This window comes from Serratia sp. LSHTC3 (assembly GCF_057197125.1).
Window position 1 is genome coordinate 165,632 of record NZ_JBXUNP010000006.1, and the last position, 17,632, is coordinate 183,263.

A 17,632-nucleotide genomic window follows, 5' to 3' on the forward strand; every position below is an offset into this window, starting at 1 on the left:
AATCCGGCGTAAGCCCCCTGCGCGCGCGAGGAGCATCATAGCGGCACTTTAATTCAATCCTCTGAGGTTCCACATGTGGTCTTTCCTTAAAAGCCGCCCGGATGCGCCGCAGGTCACCGATCAACGGCAGATCGACGCCAGCTACAAATACTGGCGCATTCAGCTGATGTGCACCATGTACATCGGTTATGCCGCGTTTTACTTCACGCGCAAAAGCTTCAACTTCATCATGCCGGCGATGCTGAGCGATCTGGGTCTGACGATGTCCGACGTCGGCATCCTCGGCACGCTGTTCTACATCACCTACGGCTGTTCGAAATTCATTTCCGGCATGATCAGCGATCGCTCCAACCCGCGTTACTTTATGGGGCTGGGCCTGATCATGACCGGGGTGCTGAATATCTTCTTCGGCCTCAGCTCGTCGTTGATGATGCTGGGCACGCTGTGGATCCTCAACGCCTTCTTCCAGGGCTGGGGTTGGCCGCCGTGCTCTAAAATCCTCACCAGCTGGTATTCGCGCTCCGAGCGCGGCAGCTGGTGGGCGATTTGGAACACTTCGCACAACGTCGGCGGCGCGCTGATCCCGCTGCTGGTCGGCTTTATCTCGCTGCACTTCAGCTGGCGTTACGGCATGATCATTCCCGGCATCATCGGCGTGGTGCTCGGCCTGCTGATGTGCTGGCGCCTGCGCGACAAGCCATCCACCCTGGGGCTGCCGAGCGTCGGCAAATGGCGCAACGACGCCATGGAGCTGGTGCAGGAATCGGAAGGCCAGGGGCTGAGCAACCGCGAGATCATCAAGCGCTACGTGCTGACCAACAAGTACATCTGGCTGCTGGCGGTCTCTTACGTGCTGGTGTATATCGTGCGCACCGCGATCAACGACTGGGGCAACCTCTACCTGACGCAGGAAAAGGGCTATTCGCTGATGACCGCCAACTCGGCCATCTCGCTGTTTGAAGTGGGCGGCTTTATCGGTTCGCTGGTGGCCGGTTGGGGTTCCGACAAGCTGTTCCGCGGCAACCGTGGCCCGATGAACCTGATCTTCGCTATCGGTATCTTCCTGTCGGTAGCCGCGCTGTGGCTGATGCCGGGCGTGACTTACCTGCTGCAGGCCTGCTGTTTCTTCGCCATCGGCTTCTTTATCTTCGGTCCGCAGATGCTGATCGGCATGGCGGCGGCGGAGTGCTCGCACAAGGATGCGGCGGGCGCCGCGACCGGTTTCGTCGGCCTGTTCGCCTACCTGGGCGCGGCGCTGTCCGGCTACCCGATCGCGCGAGTGATGGAGATCTGGCACTGGAACGGCTTCTTCGTGGTGATTTCCATCGCCGCCTGCCTGTCGGCGCTGTTCCTGCTGCCATTCCTGCGCGCGCAGACGCCGGCGCTGAAACCGGCCAACGCCTGAGTAAAATACGCTGCGCAACCCCCGGCGCAGCGTATTATGGCGCTTTTATCACCACTTGAAATGCAGGGGCAAAAAAGTGATTGACGCCTATAACCGCCAGCAGTAAGATGCGCCCCGCATCGGCGAGTAGCGCAGCTTGGTAGCGCAACTGGTTTGGGACCAGTGGGTCGGAGGTTCGAATCCTCTCTCGCCGACCACCATTCGAAAAACCTGCTTTTTAAAGCAGGTTTTTTTTCGTCTGCAGTTTATGAGGATGAGCACCTCCGCAGGAGGTTCGAGCCTCGCGAAGCGAGACAACGTTGCTTTAGCAACGGCCCGCAGGGCGCGCATCAACGATGCGCGTAATCCTCTCTCGCCGACCACCATTCGAAAAACCTGCTTTTTAAAGCAGGTTTTTTTTCGCCTGCAGTTTATGAGGATGAGTACCTCCTCCGATACGGTCGGCTTCGCTTTATGGCGTGCGTCAATCCACCGTCCTCGTGAAATATATTTATCCTTTACGCTTAATTAATTCACACTCCTTATTCCCATTGGGCTCTTTTTCTCATATTTAAATAAATTCATGCTTGCCGAATAAAACCCGGTTTATAGCGCTCTTGTTTTCACATTTTTTTTACCTATAGTCTGAATGGACAACGCGGGATATGTTATTCCCGCTGCGTGGAAAATATCGTGATTATTTATTAACGCTAATCTTCGTGGATTATTGCGGAATTTTTTCGCATCGGCAATGCATCGCGACGATTAACTCTTTTATGTTTATCCTCTCGGAATAAAGGAATCAGTTATGCGCAAATTTAATAAACCGCTGTTGGCGCTGTTGATCGGCAGCACGCTGTGTTCCGCGGCGCAGGCCGCCGCGCCGGGCAAGCCGACCATCGCCTGGGGCAACACCAAGTTCGCCATCGTTGAAGTTGACCAGGCGGCTACCGCTTATAATAGTTTGGTGAAGGTAAAAAATGCCGCCGATGTTTCGGTCTCCTGGAATTTATGGAATGGCGACACCGGTACGACGGCAAAAGTTTTATTAAATGGCAAAGAGGCGTGGAGCGGCCCGTCAACCGGTTCTTCCGGTACGGCGAATTTTAAAGTCAATAAAGGCGGCCGTTATCAAATGCAGGTGGCATTGTGCAATGCCGACGGCTGCAGCGCCAGCGACGCCACCGAAATTGTGGTGGCCGACACCGACGGCAGCCATTTGGCGCCGTTGAAAGAGCCGCTGCTGGAAAAGAATAAACCGTATAAACAGAACTCCGGCAAAGTCGTCGGTTCTTATTTCGTCGAGTGGGGCGTTTACGGGCGCAATTTCACCGTCGACAAGATCCCGGCGCAGAACCTGACCCACCTGCTGTACGGCTTTATCCCGATCTGCGGCGGCAACGGCATCAACGACAGCCTGAAAGAGATCGAAGGCAGCTTCCAGGCGCTGCAGCGCTCCTGCCAGGGCCGCGAGGACTTCAAAGTCTCGATCCACGATCCGTTCGCCGCGTTGCAAAAAGCGCAGAAGGGCGTTACCGCCTGGGATGACCCCTACAAGGGCAACTTCGGCCAGCTGATGGCGCTGAAACAGGCGCATCCTGACCTGAAAATTCTGCCGTCGATCGGCGGTTGGACGCTGTCCGACCCGTTCTTCTTCATGGGCGATAAGGTGAAGCGCGATCGCTTCGTCGGTTCGGTGAAAGAGTTCCTGCAGACCTGGAAGTTCTTCGATGGCGTGGATATCGACTGGGAGTTCCCGGGCGGCAAAGGCGCCAACCCGAACCTGGGCAGCCCGCAGGACGGGGAAACCTATGTGCTGCTGATGAAGGAGCTGCGGGCGATGCTGGATCAGCTGTCGGCGGAAACCGGCCGCAAATATGAACTGACCTCTGCCATCAGCGCCGGCAAGGACAAGATCGACAAGGTGGCTTACAACGTTGCGCAGAACTCGATGGATCACATCTTCCTGATGAGCTACGACTTCTATGGCGCCTTCGATCTGAAGAACCTGGGGCATCAGACCGCGCTGAATGCGCCGGCCTGGAAGCCGGACACCGCTTACACCACGGTGAACGGCGTCAATGCGCTGCTGGCGCAGGGCGTCAAGCCGGGCAAGATCGTGGTCGGCACCGCCATGTATGGCCGCGGCTGGACCGGGGTGAACGGCTACCAGAACAACATTCCGTTCACTGGTACCGCCACCGGGCCGGTCAAAGGCACCTGGGAGAACGGCATCGTGGACTACCGCCAAATCGCCGGCCAGTTCATGAGCGGCGAGTGGCAGTATACCTACGACGCCACGGCGGAAGCGCCTTACGTGTTCAAGCCTTCCACCGGCGATCTGATCACCTTCGACGATACCCGCTCGGTGCAGGCCAAAGGCAAGTACGTGCTGGATAAGCAGCTGGGCGGCCTGTTCTCCTGGGAGATCGACGCGGATAACGGCGATATTCTCAACAGCATGAACGCCAGCCTGGGCAACAGCGCCGGCGTTCAATAATCGGTTGCAGTGCGTTGCCGGGGGATATCCTTTCGCCCCCGGCTTTTTCGCCGCCGAAAGTTTTTTTACGCCGCACAGATTGTGGCTCTGCCCCGAGCAAAACGCGCTCATCGGACTCACCCTTTTGGGTAATCCTTCAGCATTTCCTCCTGTCTTTAACGGCGATCACAAAAATAACCGTTCAGATATTCATCATTCAGCAACAAAGTTTTGGCGTTTTTTAACGGAGTTAAAAACCAGTAAGTTTGTGAGGGTCAGACCAATGCGCTAAAAATGGCCGCTTAGCATAAATTTTCATGCTGGAACTGTTAACAAAAAGTTTTTTTTATGTTTGTTTGCTGTTTCTCACAGTCTGCGTAAATCCCCACTGGTTATATTGACGACACCCCAAACAGTTGGCAACTTGATAGCCTCAGGGGTAAGAGCGAGAGTTGTTTGAGTGAATTCCACGCGCTCAGACATCCCCGCCGCGATGCGTTCCATCCGGCATTCTCTCCTCGTACGCCTTCTGCCTTCGGGCGCCGATCGCACAGGCCACGCAATAAAAAATACAGGTCTGGCGGCAATTACACACATCACATCACACAATGGAGCACTAACGATGACACGTTCCTTGGGTAAATCGGGGATTCTGAAATTCGGTATTGGGCTGATCGCGCTGACCGTGGCGGCCAGCGTACAGGCCAAGACGTTGGTTTACTGTTCTGAAGGTTCCCCGGAAGGGTTCAACCCGCAGCTGTTTACCTCCGGCACCACCTATGACGCCAGCTCGGTACCAATCTACAACCGGCTGGTCGAATTCAAGACCGGCACCACCGAGCTGCAGCCGGGCCTGGCTGAGAAGTGGGACGTCAGCGAAGACGGCAAAACCTACACCTTCCACCTGCGCAAAGGCGTGAAGTGGCAGAGCAGCAAAGACTTCAAACCGACGCGCGATTTCAACGCCGACGACGTGGTGTTCTCCTTTGAACGCCAGTTGGATGCGAACAACGCCTATCACAAAGTGTCCGGCGGCAGTTACGAATACTTTGAAGGCATGGACATGCCGAAGCTGATCGCCAAGATCGAAAAAGTGGACGACAACACCGTGCGCTTCGTGCTGAACCGCCCGGAGGCGCCGTTCCTGGCTGACCTGGGCATGGACTTCGCATCCATTCTGTCCGCCGAATACGCTGACGTGATGATGAAAGCCGGCACGCCGGAGAAAGTCGATCTGAACCCGATCGGCACCGGCCCATTCCAGCTGCTGCAATACCAGAAAGACTCCAAGATCCTGTACAAGGCGTTCGACGGTTTCTGGGGCACCAAGCCGAAGATCGATCGCCTGGTGTTTTCCATCACGCCTGACGCCTCCGTGCGCTACGCCAAACTGCAGAAAAACGAATGCCAGGTGATGCCATATCCGAACCCGGCCGATATCGCCCGCATGAAGCAGGACAAGTCCATCAACCTGATGGAACAGCCGGGCCTGAACGTGGGCTATCTGTCGTTCAACGTCGAGAAAAAGCCGCTGGATAACCTGAAGGTGCGTCAGGCGTTGACCATGGCGGTCAACAAGCAGGCGATCATCGACGCGGTTTATCAGGGCGCGGGCCAGGCGGCCAAGAACCTGATCCCGCCGACCATGTGGGGCTATAACGACGCGGTGCAGGATTACGCTTACGATCCGGCCAAGGCGAAAGAGCTGCTGAAAGAAGCGGGCATGGCCGACGGTTTCAGCATCGATCTGTGGGCGATGCCGGTACAGCGTCCTTACAACCCGAACGCGCGCCGCATGGCGGAAATGATCCAGGCCGACTGGGCCAAGATCGGCGTGAAAGCCAAAATCGTGACCTACGAGTGGGGTGAATACCTCAAGCGCGCCAAAGCGGGCGAGCACCAGACGGTGATGATGGGCTGGACCGGCGACAACGGGGATCCGGACAACTTCTTCGCCACGCTGTTCAGCTGCGCGGCGGCGAAAGACGGCTCCAACTACTCCCGCTGGTGCTACAAGCCGTTTGAAGATCTGATTCAACCGGCGCGCGCCGAATCCAACCACGACAAGCGTATCGAACTGTACAAACAGGCGCAGGTGGTGATGCACGATCAGGCTCCGGCGCTGATTGTCGCACACTCCACCGTGTATGAGCCTGTGCGTAAGGAAGTGAAAGGCTACGTCGTGGATCCGCTCGGTAAGCATCACTTCGAGAATGTCTCTGTAGACTGATTTCGACCGCTTTACCGGAGACGCACGAATGGACTTGCAGGGGCGCAACAGGTTTGCGCCTCTGCTGACCAGTCTCCGGCGTATGGCCGTCGAATCGTTCAAAGGCATGTGAGCGTTAATAAGCCTGGCGGACGATGAGCTGCCGGGCATTGATACAGAGAGTTCGGGATATGTTGCAGTTCATACTCCGACGTTTGGGGTTAGTTATCCCAACGTTTATCGGCATTACGTTGCTGACTTTTGCATTCGTCCATATGATCCCCGGCGACCCGGTGACCATCATGGCCGGGGAACGCGGTATCTCCGCCGAGCGCCACGCGCAGCTGATGGCGGAAATGGGGCTGGACAAGCCGCTCTATCAACAATATTTCTCCTACGTGTCCAACGTGCTGCACGGCGATCTGGGCACCTCACTCAAAAGCCGCATCTCCGTCTGGAGCGAGTTCGTTCCGCGCTTCCAGGCCACGCTGGAGCTGGGTTTCTGCGCGATGCTGTTCGCGGTGCTGGTGGGCATCCCGGTCGGGGTGCTGGCGGCGGTCAAACGCGGTTCGGTCTTCGATCACACCGCGGTGGGCATCTCGCTGACCGGCTATTCGATGCCGATTTTCTGGTGGGGCATGATGCTGATCATGCTGGTGTCGGTGCAGCTTAACCTGACGCCGGTGTCGGGGCGCATCAGCGACACGGTATTCCTCGACGACAGCCACCCGCTGACCGGCTTCATGCTGATAGACACCCTGATCTGGGGCGAGCCTGGCGACTTCGTCGACGCGGTGATGCACATGATCCTGCCGGCCATCGTACTGGGCACCATCCCGCTGGCGGTGATCGTGCGCATGACCCGTTCCTCGATGCTGGAAGTGTTGGGCGAAGACTATATCCGCACCGCGCGCGCCAAGGGCGTGAGCCGCATGCGAGTGATCGTCGTCCACGCGCTGCGCAACGCGCTGCTGCCGGTGGTGACGGTGATCGGGCTGCAGGTTGGCACCATGCTGGCCGGCGCTATTCTGACGGAAACCATCTTCTCTTGGCCGGGGCTGGGCCGCTGGCTGATCGACGCGCTGCAGCGCCGCGATTACCCGGTGGTGCAGGGCGGGGTATTGCTGGTCGCCTGTATGATCATTCTGGTTAACCTGCTGGTAGACGTGCTCTACGGCGTGGTCAACCCGCGTATTCGCCACAAGAAATAAGGGGCGCTCTCATGTCTCAAATCACTGAGTCTGCAGTTAAAGGTGCGCCGAAGCCGATGACCCCGTTTCAGGAGTTTTGGCACTATTTCAAGCGCAATAAAGGGGCCGTGGTCGGCCTGGTGTACATCGTTCTGATGCTGGTGATCGCGCTCGGCGCCGGCGTGCTGGCGCCGCATGCGCCGGCGGACCAGTTCCGCGACGCGCTGCTCAAGCCACCGGTGTGGCAAGAAGGCGGCAGCTGGCAATATATCCTCGGCACCGACGACGTGGGCCGCGACGTGCTGTCGCGCCTGATGTACGGCGCACGGCTGTCGCTGTTGGTCGGCTGTCTGGTGGTGGTGCTGTCGCTGATCATGGGCGTGATATTCGGCCTGCTGGCCGGTTACTTCGGCGGCGTGGTGGACGCGATTATCATGCGCATCGTCGACATCATGCTGGCTCTGCCGAGCCTGTTGCTGGCGCTGGTGCTGGTGGCGGTATTCGGGCCGTCGATCGTCAACGCCTCGCTGGCGCTGACCTTCGTCGCCCTGCCGCACTATGTGCGTCTGACGCGCGCGGCGGTGCTGGTGGAGGTCAACCGCGACTACGTCACCGCTTCGCGGGTGGCGGGCGCCGGCGCGCTGCGCCAGATGTTCGTCAATATTCTGCCTAACTGCCTGGCGCCTTTGATCGTGCAGGCTTCTCTCGGTTTCTCGAACGCCATTCTGGACATGGCCGCTCTCGGCTTTCTGGGCATGGGCGCGCAGCCTCCGACGCCGGAGTGGGGCACCATGCTCTCCGACGTGCTGCAGTTCGCGCAAAGCGCCTGGTGGGTGGTGACCTTCCCCGGCCTGGCGATCCTGCTGACGGTGCTGGCATTTAACCTGATGGGGGACGGTTTGCGTGACGCTCTCGACCCCAAACTCAAGCAGTAACAGAGGACGAGAGAGATGGCGTTATTGAATGTAGACAAGCTTTCGGTGCACTTCGGTGACGAAGGCACCCCGTTCCGCGCGGTAGACCGCATCAGTTACAGCGTGGAGCAAGGTCAGGTGGTCGGCATCGTCGGTGAATCCGGCTCCGGAAAATCCGTCAGCTCGCTGGCGATCATGGGCCTGATCGATTTCCCCGGCAAGGTGATGGCCGACAAGCTGGAGTTCAACGGCCAGGATCTGCGCAAGATCTCCGAAAAAGAGCGCCGCCAGCTGGTGGGCTCCGAAGTGGCGATGATCTTCCAGGATCCGATGACCAGCCTGAACCCGTGCTATACCGTCGGTTACCAGATCATGGAGGCGCTGAAGGTGCATCAGGGCGGCAACCGCCGCACCCGCCGTCAGCGCGCTATCGACCTGCTGACGCAGGTGGGCATTCCCGATCCGGCTTCGCGGCTGGACGTATACCCGCACCAGCTTTCCGGCGGCATGAGCCAGCGCGTGATGATCGCCATGGCCATCGCCTGTCGGCCGAAGCTGCTGATCGCCGACGAGCCGACGACCGCGCTCGATGTGACTATCCAGGCGCAGATCATCGAACTGCTGCTGGATCTGCAACAGCGCGAAAACATGGCGCTGTTGCTGATCACTCACGATCTGGCGCTGGTGGCGGAAGCGGCGCATCACATCATCGTGATGTACGCCGGCCAGGTGGTGGAATCCGGCAAGGCGGCGGAGATTTTCCGCGCGCCGCGCCACCCGTACACCCAGGCGCTGCTGCGCGCGTTGCCGGAGTTCGCCGCCGACAAGGCGCGGCTGGCTTCGCTGCCGGGCGTGGTGCCGGGCAAATACGATCGCCCGACCGGTTGCCTGCTCAATCCGCGTTGTCCGTACGCCAACGAACGCTGCCGTAACGAGGAGCCGGAACTGCGCAGCATTCCCGGCCGTCAGGTTAAATGTCACACACCGCTGGATGATGCGGGGAGGCCGACCGTATGAGCCAGAATCAACCTTTACTGCAGGCGATTGACCTGAAGAAGCATTACCCGGTAAAAAAGGGCCTGTTCGCGCCGGAGCGGCTGGTCAAGGCGCTCGACGGCGTGTCCTTCACCCTGGAGCGCGGCAAAACGCTGGCGGTGGTCGGTGAGTCGGGCTGCGGCAAATCAACGCTCGGCCGCCTGCTGACGATGATTGAAGTGCCGACCGGCGGCGAGCTGTATTACCGGGGGCAGGATCTGCTGAAGCCGGACGTCTCGGCCGAGAAACTGCGGCGCCAGAAGATCCAAATCGTGTTCCAGAATCCTTACGGATCGCTCAACCCGCGCAAGAAGGTCGGGCAGATCCTCGAGGAGCCGCTGTTGATCAACACGTCGCTCAGCGCCGCCGAACGGCGGGAAAAAGCGCTGGAGATGATGGCGAAGGTCGGCCTGAAGACCGAGCATTATGACCGCTACCCGCACATGTTCTCCGGCGGCCAGCGCCAGCGTATCGCTATCGCCCGCGGGCTGATGTTGAATCCGGACGTGGTGATCGCCGATGAACCGGTGTCGGCATTGGACGTGTCGGTGCGCGCGCAGGTGCTGAATCTGATGATGGATCTGCAGCAGGAGCTGGGGCTGTCCTATGTGTTCATCTCGCACGATCTGTCGGTGGTGGAACACATCGCCGACGAGGTGATGGTGATGTACCTCGGCCGCTGCGTGGAAAAGGGCAGCAAAGAGGCGATCTTCAACAACCCGCGCCATCCGTACACCCAGGCGCTGCTGTCGGCGACGCCACGGTTGAACCCGGATATGCGCCGCGAGCGCATCAAGCTGACCGGCGAACTGCCCAGCCCGATGAATCCGCCGCCGGGCTGTGCGTTCAATGCCCGCTGCCGCCGCGCTTTCGGCACCTGCGTGCAGCTGCAGCCGCAGCTAAAACAGTACGGTGAGCAGATGGTGGCCTGCTTTGCGGTCGATCAGGACGAACATCCGGGGGCGTAAAGCGTCGAACGTCATCGCTTAAATTCACGCCGGCATCACGCCGGCGTTTTTTATTACTCAATCAAAGGGTTAATAAGTAGAAAACTACCACAGTCCGCCATTTTAATTACCTCCCTAATTAAATTCTGATAAGAGTTATTTTTCTAAGAATCTTCGCATGAGAATAATAATCGAATTATGGAATTCAACGGGTTGTTGTTAATAACATTATATCGGCCTATCGGCTTCACCATTTTTATTATAAAAGCCCAAAAAAACGCGCCGTCGGCGCGCTTTAGGTTGATGAGGCCGCGCTTATTGCGGATAAGGCACCCAGTCGCCGCCGTTCAGGCGAATGTAAGGTTTCCCCTGATATTGCATCACGATGGCGTTGTCGTTTTCGGAGATGACCGGGGTCTGCGGCAGCCCCTGGGTCAGCGCCTGCCAGTCGACGCTGGATTCGCTGAAGACCTTGCCGTCCACCAGACGTGATACCAGCTCCGACAGCGCCAGATAGCTGCTCGGCGTTTTGATCTGCAGCGGGCTGCCCTGATGCGGCGCCTTCATGCCCACCAGTTTGATGCCGACCGGCGTATGGGTGATGTTCGGGCTGGGAATATCGCGCAGGCCGGACATTTGCATCTTGTCGCCCACCAACGCCGCGCCGTGCTCCGGCACGATCACCACCACCACTTTGCGGCCGGATTTTTCCAGCTGATCGAGGAAGGTGTTCAGCTGATCGAACAGCTTCTGCGCGCGCGGCTGATAGTCGGCGCTCTTGTTGGAGCCGACGAAGCGGTTGCCGTCGTGCAGCGGGATGACGTTGAAGAAGGTGGCGGTGCGGGCGTCTCCGGCTTTTTGCTGCTGATCCAGCCAGCGGGTCAGCAATTCCAGATCGTTATAAATCGGCTCACCGTCGAACGACGTCAGCTCGTTGCCGATGCCGGCCTGCGACATTAACGGCGCCTGCATGTCGCCCTGTTCACGCAGCTCTTTCAGGTAGTTGCCGAACACACCGGAGTGATCGAGCATCAGCTGTTGCTTGAAGCCGAGCTTCGCCAGGTTGTCGAACAGGTAACACTGCTGGTTCACCGGCTGGTACAAATCATGATGCGAAAGCTGGCCGCAGCTGGCGCGCAGCAACCGTATCGAGGCCGGGCCGCTGTAGGCGGTGGCCGAGTTGAAGCTGTCGAACATGATGTCCATCTTCGACCACAGCGGATGGTTCTGCAGGTTGACCGCCTCCATATCGGCCCAGGCCAGCGAACAGATGTTGATCACCAGCAGATCGAACGGTTGGGCGTCGGCGGGCAAGGTGGCCGGGAACGCGGTGGCGCGGCCTTTTTCCCGCTCGTAGAACTGGTTCAGGTAGGCCGTCAGGTTGGCGCTGGTCGGCGGCAGGCTGTCTGCCGGCGCAGCGTCCCCCGCCGCCGGCGCTGATGTGGCCGGGGTATTGGCGCCGCCGGCGGCAGCCGTGGAAGTGGCGGGCAGCAGTGAAACCGCCGGCCCGGCGATGTTGACGATATTGAGCCACGCCAGCGCCGCCACGGTGAACACCGTGACGCGCACCCACTGTGCGACGAACAGGTAGGCGATAAACAGCACGAAGGCCGCGCCGATCATCTGCCAGTTGATAAAGCGGTTGATCAGCTCCAGCAGATACTGGGCGCTGAAACCGGCCAGCTGCGAGCCCTGGCTGAGGATGCTGTTGATGCCCGGCAGCCAGGTGTCGTGGTAGAACAGCGCGATGCCGATCGGGATAGCGAGGTAATGGCGCCAGCGATGCAGGCGTTGCGAAGGGATCGGCATCAGCAGAAACGCCATGAACACCAGGTTCGGTAGCGCGTGGAAATTCAGGTAGCCGAACCACAGCAGGGCGAATTTGGCCAGAAAGTAGAGGTTCCAGCCGCCCAGCCCGCGCCAGTAGCGCCACAGAGCGTTATCGGATTGCGTCTTCGAGTTTGGATTCATGGCTGCTTCTTACGTTTAATCTGAGATGAGGAGCCTGTGCGCACCCATAAACCGGCGGATTTCAAATAGCGCGGCGATAACAACAGGTTTTGCCAGTATTGACGCAAATGCGGAAAACGCCGGTGAAAGGCGTAGCCCAGCGGAATGAAGATAAGCGCGCACAGCAGGATCAGTTGCACGATGTCGTTAAGGTTCAGCATGCGGTTCCTCCTGCGGGCCAAGCGGCAGCGTGAAGGCGACCGGCTGCCGCCGTTCCGCGGGCACCTCGGCTGCCGCCACACGGGGGCGCGGCGCGGCACCGGCGGCGCCGGTGGCCGAAATCTGCCAGCGCCCCTGGGCCATGCGTTTTATTTCCGAAATGATATCGACATCCTGGTGCCACACCACCCGGTTGCTGAAGGCTTCATCCACCGGCAGGCGGAAGATGAACTTCAGCGCGGTATCCAGATCGTTGATGCGGCAGGTGGAAAGGAACAGCACCAGCCGCCCCTGCACCACGGTCATCACGTCGCCGAACCGCCGCAGGTGGCACAGGGTCATCGCCTGTTCGGCGCGCAGGCCGGTGGCCGGGCGCAACGCCACCATCACGCCTTTGCCGTCCTCGGGCAGCAAGGTGTTGGCCATCAGCGAAAGCACCGCCTGGCTGAACGCTTCCGGCCGCATGTAGCCTTTGAGCTGCAGCGGACGCAGCCCGGCCAACAGCGCATCGATGTCGGCGGGCACATGCCGTGAGAAGCGCTGCCCCTGGATGCCCTCGAGCATGGTCAGAAAACGCGACAGCGGCGCGACGTGCGGCACGATCAGGTTGGCGCCGCAGGCCAGCAGCAGCCGTTCGTCGCTGTAGCGCAGGCTGGCGCTCATCTCGCGCACCGCAATTTTCAGGCCGTTGCCGCGGCTGCGGCGCAGGGTGTGGATCTGGTGCGCCAGATGATCGATTTGGTCGCTTTGATACAACGCGAAAATCAACGTCGCCGAGAGTCTCAGCATGCCGTGCTGCGCCAGTTCGTCGTTGCTCTCCAGCAGTTGCCAGTTGGCGGACAGCGGCGGCGCGCCTTCCAGGATGCTGCGCTCGGCCAGATACAGGCTTTCGTCGCTGCGTAAGGCGGTGGGGGAGGGGTGGCTATTTTCATCCTCACCCTGCCAGCCGCCTTCCGCCGCATACAAGGTCAGCAGCTGGTTGGCGTTGATGCCGTTTTCGGTGCTCCACCAGTTCACCAGGTATTGCGCGCTGTCCTGCTGCCATTGCAGGCTGGACAGGCCGTTCAGGATGCGGTGCTGTGCGCTGAGCTGCCCTTTGAGCTTATTGATGCCGCCGCCGTGACTGAGGATCAACAGCGTACAGCCCTGCCGCCGCAGCCAGGCGGCGAGGGTGCGCGTCCACTCGCGCAGCTCTTCGGTGGTGAAGGTTTGCCACAGGCTGGCGTGGGCCAGCAGGATAAGTAAGCGATTTTGCGGCCGCAGGGCGCGCATCAGATCGTCGTTCAACTGTGTCAGCGCGGCTTTTTTCTCCGGTAATTGATACAGCGGCAGCTTCTGCAACGCGGGCGCAGCCAGTTCGGCCAGCAGGCGCTCGGGTTTGTCGCCGCTGCAGATCAGGGCGACTTTGTGAGTGGCCGGTTGAGCGGCGATGACCTGGCGACACAGCAGCGCGGCGTCGCTTTGCCTGTCGATATTGATCCAATAAAGCCCGGGGGCCTGCATCACCGACAGCTCTTCCCAAATCTGCCGAATGCCTAGAGAAAAAGAGTGCGCCATAGGATGTATTCTACTTTCGTTGAAAGCCGACTAAAGGCGTTTATATTTAAAGATAGCCATTTTTACGCTGGCAATAACAAATCTCCGACGCTCTTCAACAATATTTGTTGAGAATCATCTTATTGCCTCTCTCTTTTTGTATCGTTGCTATAGTTAATTAACATAGCCTATTTTCGCCAAGGCGGAAGAATGAATAACGCACCCACCCATTTTCGTGCAGCGGCGCCTGGGGAGAGCCAGGATGACCTGCAGGCGCTCAGCCAGGCTTTTTCATTGCCGAAATTACGCTATGTCGATATTTCGCGGCAGGAGCGGTTAACGCAAATGATGACGCGCTGGCCACTGTTGGCCGAATTGGCGCAGACCACGGGGAGCCACTGATCTATGCCGGTGCTCGCGCTGCAAGGGTTGCGGGGTGGAATGGGGACGACCTCGGTCACGGCGGCGCTCGCCTGGGCGTTGCAGCAGCTGGGCGAGTCGGTGCTGGCGATCGACTTCACGCCGGATAATCTGCTGCGCTTGCATTTCAACACCCCGTTCGAGCTGGCGCGCGGCTGGGCCCGCGCGGAGCGGGATGGCGGCGTTTGGCAGGAAGGCGCGCTGCGTTATTGTGAAAACCTCGACTTTCTGCCTTTTGGCCGCCTGAATGGGGCGGAACGGCTGGAAGTGCAGCACCAGTGTCGGCAACAGCCGGAACGCTGGCGCGACAACCTGCGCCAACTGATCGCCGGCGATCCGCAGCGCTGGATCCTGCTGGATGTCCCGGTCGGGGACGGCGTGCTGGCGCAGCAGGCGCTGCAGCTTGCCGACAGCGTGTTCGTGCTGTTGAACCCCGATGCCAACTGTCAGGTGCGGCTCCATCAACAGACGCTGCCGAATGACTGCCGTTTCCTGGTCAATCACTACTCCTCCGCCAGCCAGTTGCAGCAGGATCTGCATCAGCTGTGGCTGCAAACCCTGAGCGGCCTGCTGCCGGTGGTGATCCACCGCGACGAAGCGTTGGCGGAAGCGCTGGCGGTCAAACAGCCGTTGGGCGAGTATCGCCCCGAGAGCCTGGCGGCGGATGAAGTGCTGACGCTGGCCAACTGGTGCCTGATCAACCTCAAACGGGGCGTTGCCCCATGAGCCGGGTACTGAGCCTGCTGCTGGTACCGCCGGTGCGTCAGGCGGTGCAGGCGCGCTACCGCGGCTATCGCCGCAACGGCGCGTCGGCGCTGACCGCCTTTTTCGCCACGCTGCTGGTGGCGCTGGGGTGGATGCTGCTGCGCTTCGAGTCACCGGCCTGGCAGCGCGTGCGCGTCGGCCGCGCTTACTGGTTCCCGCATCTGTCCGCCGAACGCCCGCGCCCGGCGGATGCGCTGCGCTATCTGCTGCAGGGCCTGTGGCTGCTGCTGTTTCGCAGCGGTCGCGCGCCGGTGCCGCGCGACTATTTCGCCGGGTGGCGGCGGCTGCAGCAGCGCTACGCCGATTGGCTGCAGAGCCTGCCGCAACGGCTGAAAAACGCCGGCGTGGAACAGCGTTCGGTAGAGCGCCTCGGCCGCATGAACCGCGGCATGCGACGCGCGCTGTTTATTCTGGTCGGCGTGCTGGCGGCGATCCTCGCCATACTGTGCATTTCGCAGCCGTTCGATCTGTCGGCGCAGTTCGTGTTCGTCGTGCTGCTGTGGGGGATCGCGATGGTGGTGCGCCGGGTGCCGGGGCGTTTGCCTGCGCTGATGCTGATCGTGCTGTCGCTGACCGTGTCCTGTCGTTACCTGTGGTGGCGTTATACCGCCACGCTGAACTGGGACGATCCGCTCAGCCTGGTGTGCGGCCTGTTGCTGCTGGTGGCGGAAACCTACGCCTGGGTGGTGCTGGTGCTGGGCTATTTCCAGACCATCTGGCCGCTTAACCGCCAGCCGGTGCCGTTGCCCGAAGACAGCGCCACCTGGCCGACCATCGATCTGATGGTGCCAACCTACAACGAAGACCTCGGGGTGGTGAAGCCCACCCTCTATGCGGCGTTGGGCATCGACTGGCCGAAAGAGAAAGTGAACATCTATATCCTCGACGACGGCAATCGCCCCGAATTCCGGGCGTTCGCCGCCGAAGTGGGGGTGAAATACATCGCCAGGCCGACCCACGAACACGCCAAGGCCGGCAACATCAACAATGCGCTGAAGCAGGCCACCGGCGAGTTCGTGGCGATTTTCGACTGCGACCACGTGCCGACGCGCTCCTTCCTGCAGCTGACCATGGGCTGGTTCTTCAAAGACAAAAAGCTGGCGATGCTGCAGACCCCGCACCACTTCTTCTCGCCGGATCCGTTCGAGCGCAACCTCGGCCGCTTCCGCCAGACGCCCAACGAAGGCACTTTGTTCTACGGGCTGGTGCAGGACGGCAACGACATGTGGGACGCCACCTTCTTCTGCGGTTCTTGCGCCATTCTGCGCCGCAGCGCGCTGGACGAAATCGGCGGCATCGCGGTGGAAACCGTCACCGAAGATGCCCATACCTCGCTGCGTTTGCACCGGCGCGGGCACACCTCGGCCTATATCCGCATTCCGCAGGCCGCCGGGCTGGCGACCGAAAGCCTGTCGGCGCACATCGGCCAGCGCATTCGCTGGGCGCGCGGCATGGTGCAGATCTTCCGGCTCGACAACCCGCTGCTGGGCAAGGGGCTGAAACTGGCGCAGCGCCTGTGCTACGCCAACGCCATGCTGCACTTCCTGTCGGGCATTCCGCGGCTGATCTTCCTCACCGCGCCGTTGGCGTTTTTACTGCTGCATGCCTACATCATCTTCGCGCCGGCGCTGGCGATCGCGCTTTATGTGCTGCCGCACATGATCCACGCCAGCCTGACCAACTCGCGCATCCAGGGGAAATACCGCCATTCGTTCTGGAGCGAGATCTATGAAACGGTGCTGGCCTGGTATATCGCGCGGCCGACGACGGTAGCGCTGTTCAATCCGCACAAGGGCAAATTCAACGTCACCGCCAAAGGCGGCCTGGTGGAAGAGGAGCACGTAGACTGGGTGATCACCCGGCCTTACATGTTCCTGGTGGTGCTTAACCTGGCTGGGCTGGCGTTCGGCGCCTGGCGGCTGGCCTATGGCCCGACGGACGAGGTGATGACGGTGATCATCAGCCTGGTGTGGGTGCTGTACAACATGACCATTCTCGGCGGCGCGGTGGCGGTGGCGGTGGAGGCCAAGCAGGTGCGCCAGGCGCACCGCGTGGAGATCGCCATGCCGGCGGCGATCGCGCGTGCCGATGGCCACCTCTACCCCTGCACGCTGCGCGATTACTCCGACGGCGGCGTGGGCATTGAGATGCGAGTGGAAAACGCGTTGAAAGACGGCGACAAGGCCTCGCTGTTGCTCAAGCGCGGCCAGCAGGAGTACAGCTTCCCCTGTGTGGTGACGCGCGCCTTCGGCAACAAGGTGGGGGTGCGTCTGGTCAGTCTCTCCACCCGTGAACACATCGATTTCATTCAGTGCACCTTCGCCCGCGCCGATACCTGGGCGCTGTGGCAGGACGGGTTCCCTGAAGACCGGCCGATCGAAAGCCTGCGCGACGTGCTGGCGTTGGGCTTCCGCGGCTATGTGCGCATGGCGGACTACGCGCCGCCGCTGGTGCGCGGCCTGCTGGTCGGGGTCACTTCGCTGACCGCCTGGGTAGTGTCGTTTATTCCGCGCGGCGTCGGCAGGGATCCGACCTTGGGTCAACAAGAAACCGTGGGTTAGCTGCGAGTTCAACCGCCCGCTCA

Annotated in this window: 13 protein-coding genes, 1 tRNA gene and 1 other RNA gene; 12 read left to right on the top strand and 3 right to left on the bottom strand. The window is 60.2% G+C overall.

The annotated features are described in order from the left end of the window. Window positions 1-73 precede the first annotated feature (73 nt). From uhpC to dppF, 9 genes are all read left to right on the top strand, one after another. Complete coding sequence (gene uhpC, locus AC2CGI_RS20680) at window positions 74-1,405, top strand: MFS transporter (RefSeq protein ID WP_015376232.1); 1,332 nt, start codon at window positions 74-76, stop codon at window positions 1,403-1,405. A 120-nt stretch (window positions 1,406-1,525) separates the two neighbouring features. Next, window positions 1,526-1,602, top strand: a tRNA-Pro gene (locus AC2CGI_RS20685). A 36-nt stretch (window positions 1,603-1,638) separates the two neighbouring features. After that, a non-coding RNA gene (locus tag AC2CGI_RS20690) (RtT sRNA) lies at window positions 1,639-1,767 on the top strand. Window positions 1,768-2,192: 425 nt separating this feature from the next. Beyond that, window positions 2,193-3,884: a chitinase ChiA gene (gene chiA / locus AC2CGI_RS20695; protein ID WP_015376235.1), complete on the top strand. Its 1,692-nt coding sequence runs from the start codon at window positions 2,193-2,195 to the stop codon at window positions 3,882-3,884. 601 nt (window positions 3,885-4,485) lie between these two features. Then, complete coding sequence (dppA, locus tag AC2CGI_RS20700) at window positions 4,486-6,093, top strand: dipeptide ABC transporter periplasmic-binding protein DppA (protein ID WP_004934126.1); 1,608 nt, start codon at window positions 4,486-4,488, stop codon at window positions 6,091-6,093. A 170-nt stretch (window positions 6,094-6,263) separates the two neighbouring features. Further along, on the top strand, window positions 6,264-7,283 hold the full coding sequence (dppB, locus tag AC2CGI_RS20705) for a dipeptide ABC transporter permease DppB (RefSeq protein ID WP_015376236.1): 1,020 nt from the start codon (window positions 6,264-6,266) through the stop codon (window positions 7,281-7,283). Between the two features lie 11 nt (window positions 7,284-7,294). Then, window positions 7,295-8,197, top strand: coding sequence for a dipeptide ABC transporter permease DppC (gene dppC, locus AC2CGI_RS20710; protein WP_004934130.1), 903 nt, complete (start codon window positions 7,295-7,297; stop codon window positions 8,195-8,197). A 15-nt stretch (window positions 8,198-8,212) separates the two neighbouring features. Further along, the gene (gene dppD / locus AC2CGI_RS20715) at window positions 8,213-9,193 is read left to right on the top strand and encodes a dipeptide ABC transporter ATP-binding protein (RefSeq protein WP_004934132.1); all 981 of its coding nucleotides are present in this window, start codon (window positions 8,213-8,215) and stop codon (window positions 9,191-9,193) included. After that, on the top strand, window positions 9,190-10,179 hold the full coding sequence (gene dppF, locus AC2CGI_RS20720; RefSeq protein ID WP_021504110.1) for a dipeptide ABC transporter ATP-binding subunit DppF: 990 nt from the start codon (window positions 9,190-9,192) through the stop codon (window positions 10,177-10,179). Before dppD ends, dppF begins: the two co-directional genes overlap by 4 nt. Before the next feature lie 294 nt (window positions 10,180-10,473). Here the strand turns inward: dppF and bcsG are convergent, their stop codons facing one another. Genes bcsG through bcsE form a run of 3 tightly spaced genes read right to left on the bottom strand, consistent with a single transcriptional unit; the run spans window position 10,474 to window position 13,884 of the window. Further along, window positions 10,474-12,129: a cellulose biosynthesis protein BcsG gene (gene bcsG, locus AC2CGI_RS20725; RefSeq protein WP_044030236.1), complete on the bottom strand. Its 1,656-nt coding sequence runs from the start codon at window positions 12,127-12,129 to the stop codon at window positions 10,474-10,476. After that, window positions 12,126-12,329 (bottom strand): cellulose biosynthesis protein BcsF, encoded by a 204-nt coding sequence (gene bcsF / locus AC2CGI_RS20730; RefSeq protein WP_004934139.1) that lies wholly within the window; start codon window positions 12,327-12,329, stop codon window positions 12,126-12,128. Before bcsF ends, bcsG begins: the two co-directional genes overlap by 4 nt. After that, window positions 12,316-13,884 carry a cellulose biosynthesis protein BcsE gene (gene bcsE / locus AC2CGI_RS20735; protein ID WP_076741149.1) on the bottom strand — a complete coding sequence of 523 codons (1,569 nt, stop codon included), beginning with the start codon at window positions 13,882-13,884 and terminating at the stop codon, window positions 12,316-12,318. Before bcsE ends, bcsF begins: the two co-directional genes overlap by 14 nt. Window positions 13,885-14,073: 189 nt before the next feature. On the opposite strand from bcsE, the gene bcsR reads away from it, so the two are divergent. From bcsR to bcsA, 3 genes are read left to right on the top strand one after another with little or no spacing between them, the layout of a single operon-like run. After that, a complete protein-coding gene (bcsR, locus tag AC2CGI_RS20740) occupies window positions 14,074-14,265 on the top strand; it encodes a cellulose biosynthesis protein BcsR (protein ID WP_004934148.1) in 192 nt (63 codons plus the stop codon). Between the two features lie 3 nt (window positions 14,266-14,268). Then, the gene (gene bcsQ, locus AC2CGI_RS20745) at window positions 14,269-15,009 is read left to right on the top strand and encodes a cellulose biosynthesis protein BcsQ (RefSeq protein ID WP_015376240.1); all 741 of its coding nucleotides are present in this window, start codon (window positions 14,269-14,271) and stop codon (window positions 15,007-15,009) included. Next, window positions 15,006-17,609, top strand: a complete 2,604-nt coding sequence (gene bcsA, locus AC2CGI_RS20750) for a UDP-forming cellulose synthase catalytic subunit (RefSeq protein WP_004934153.1) — start codon at window positions 15,006-15,008, stop codon at window positions 17,607-17,609. Before bcsQ ends, bcsA begins: the two co-directional genes overlap by 4 nt. Window positions 17,610-17,632: the final 23 nt, after the last annotated feature.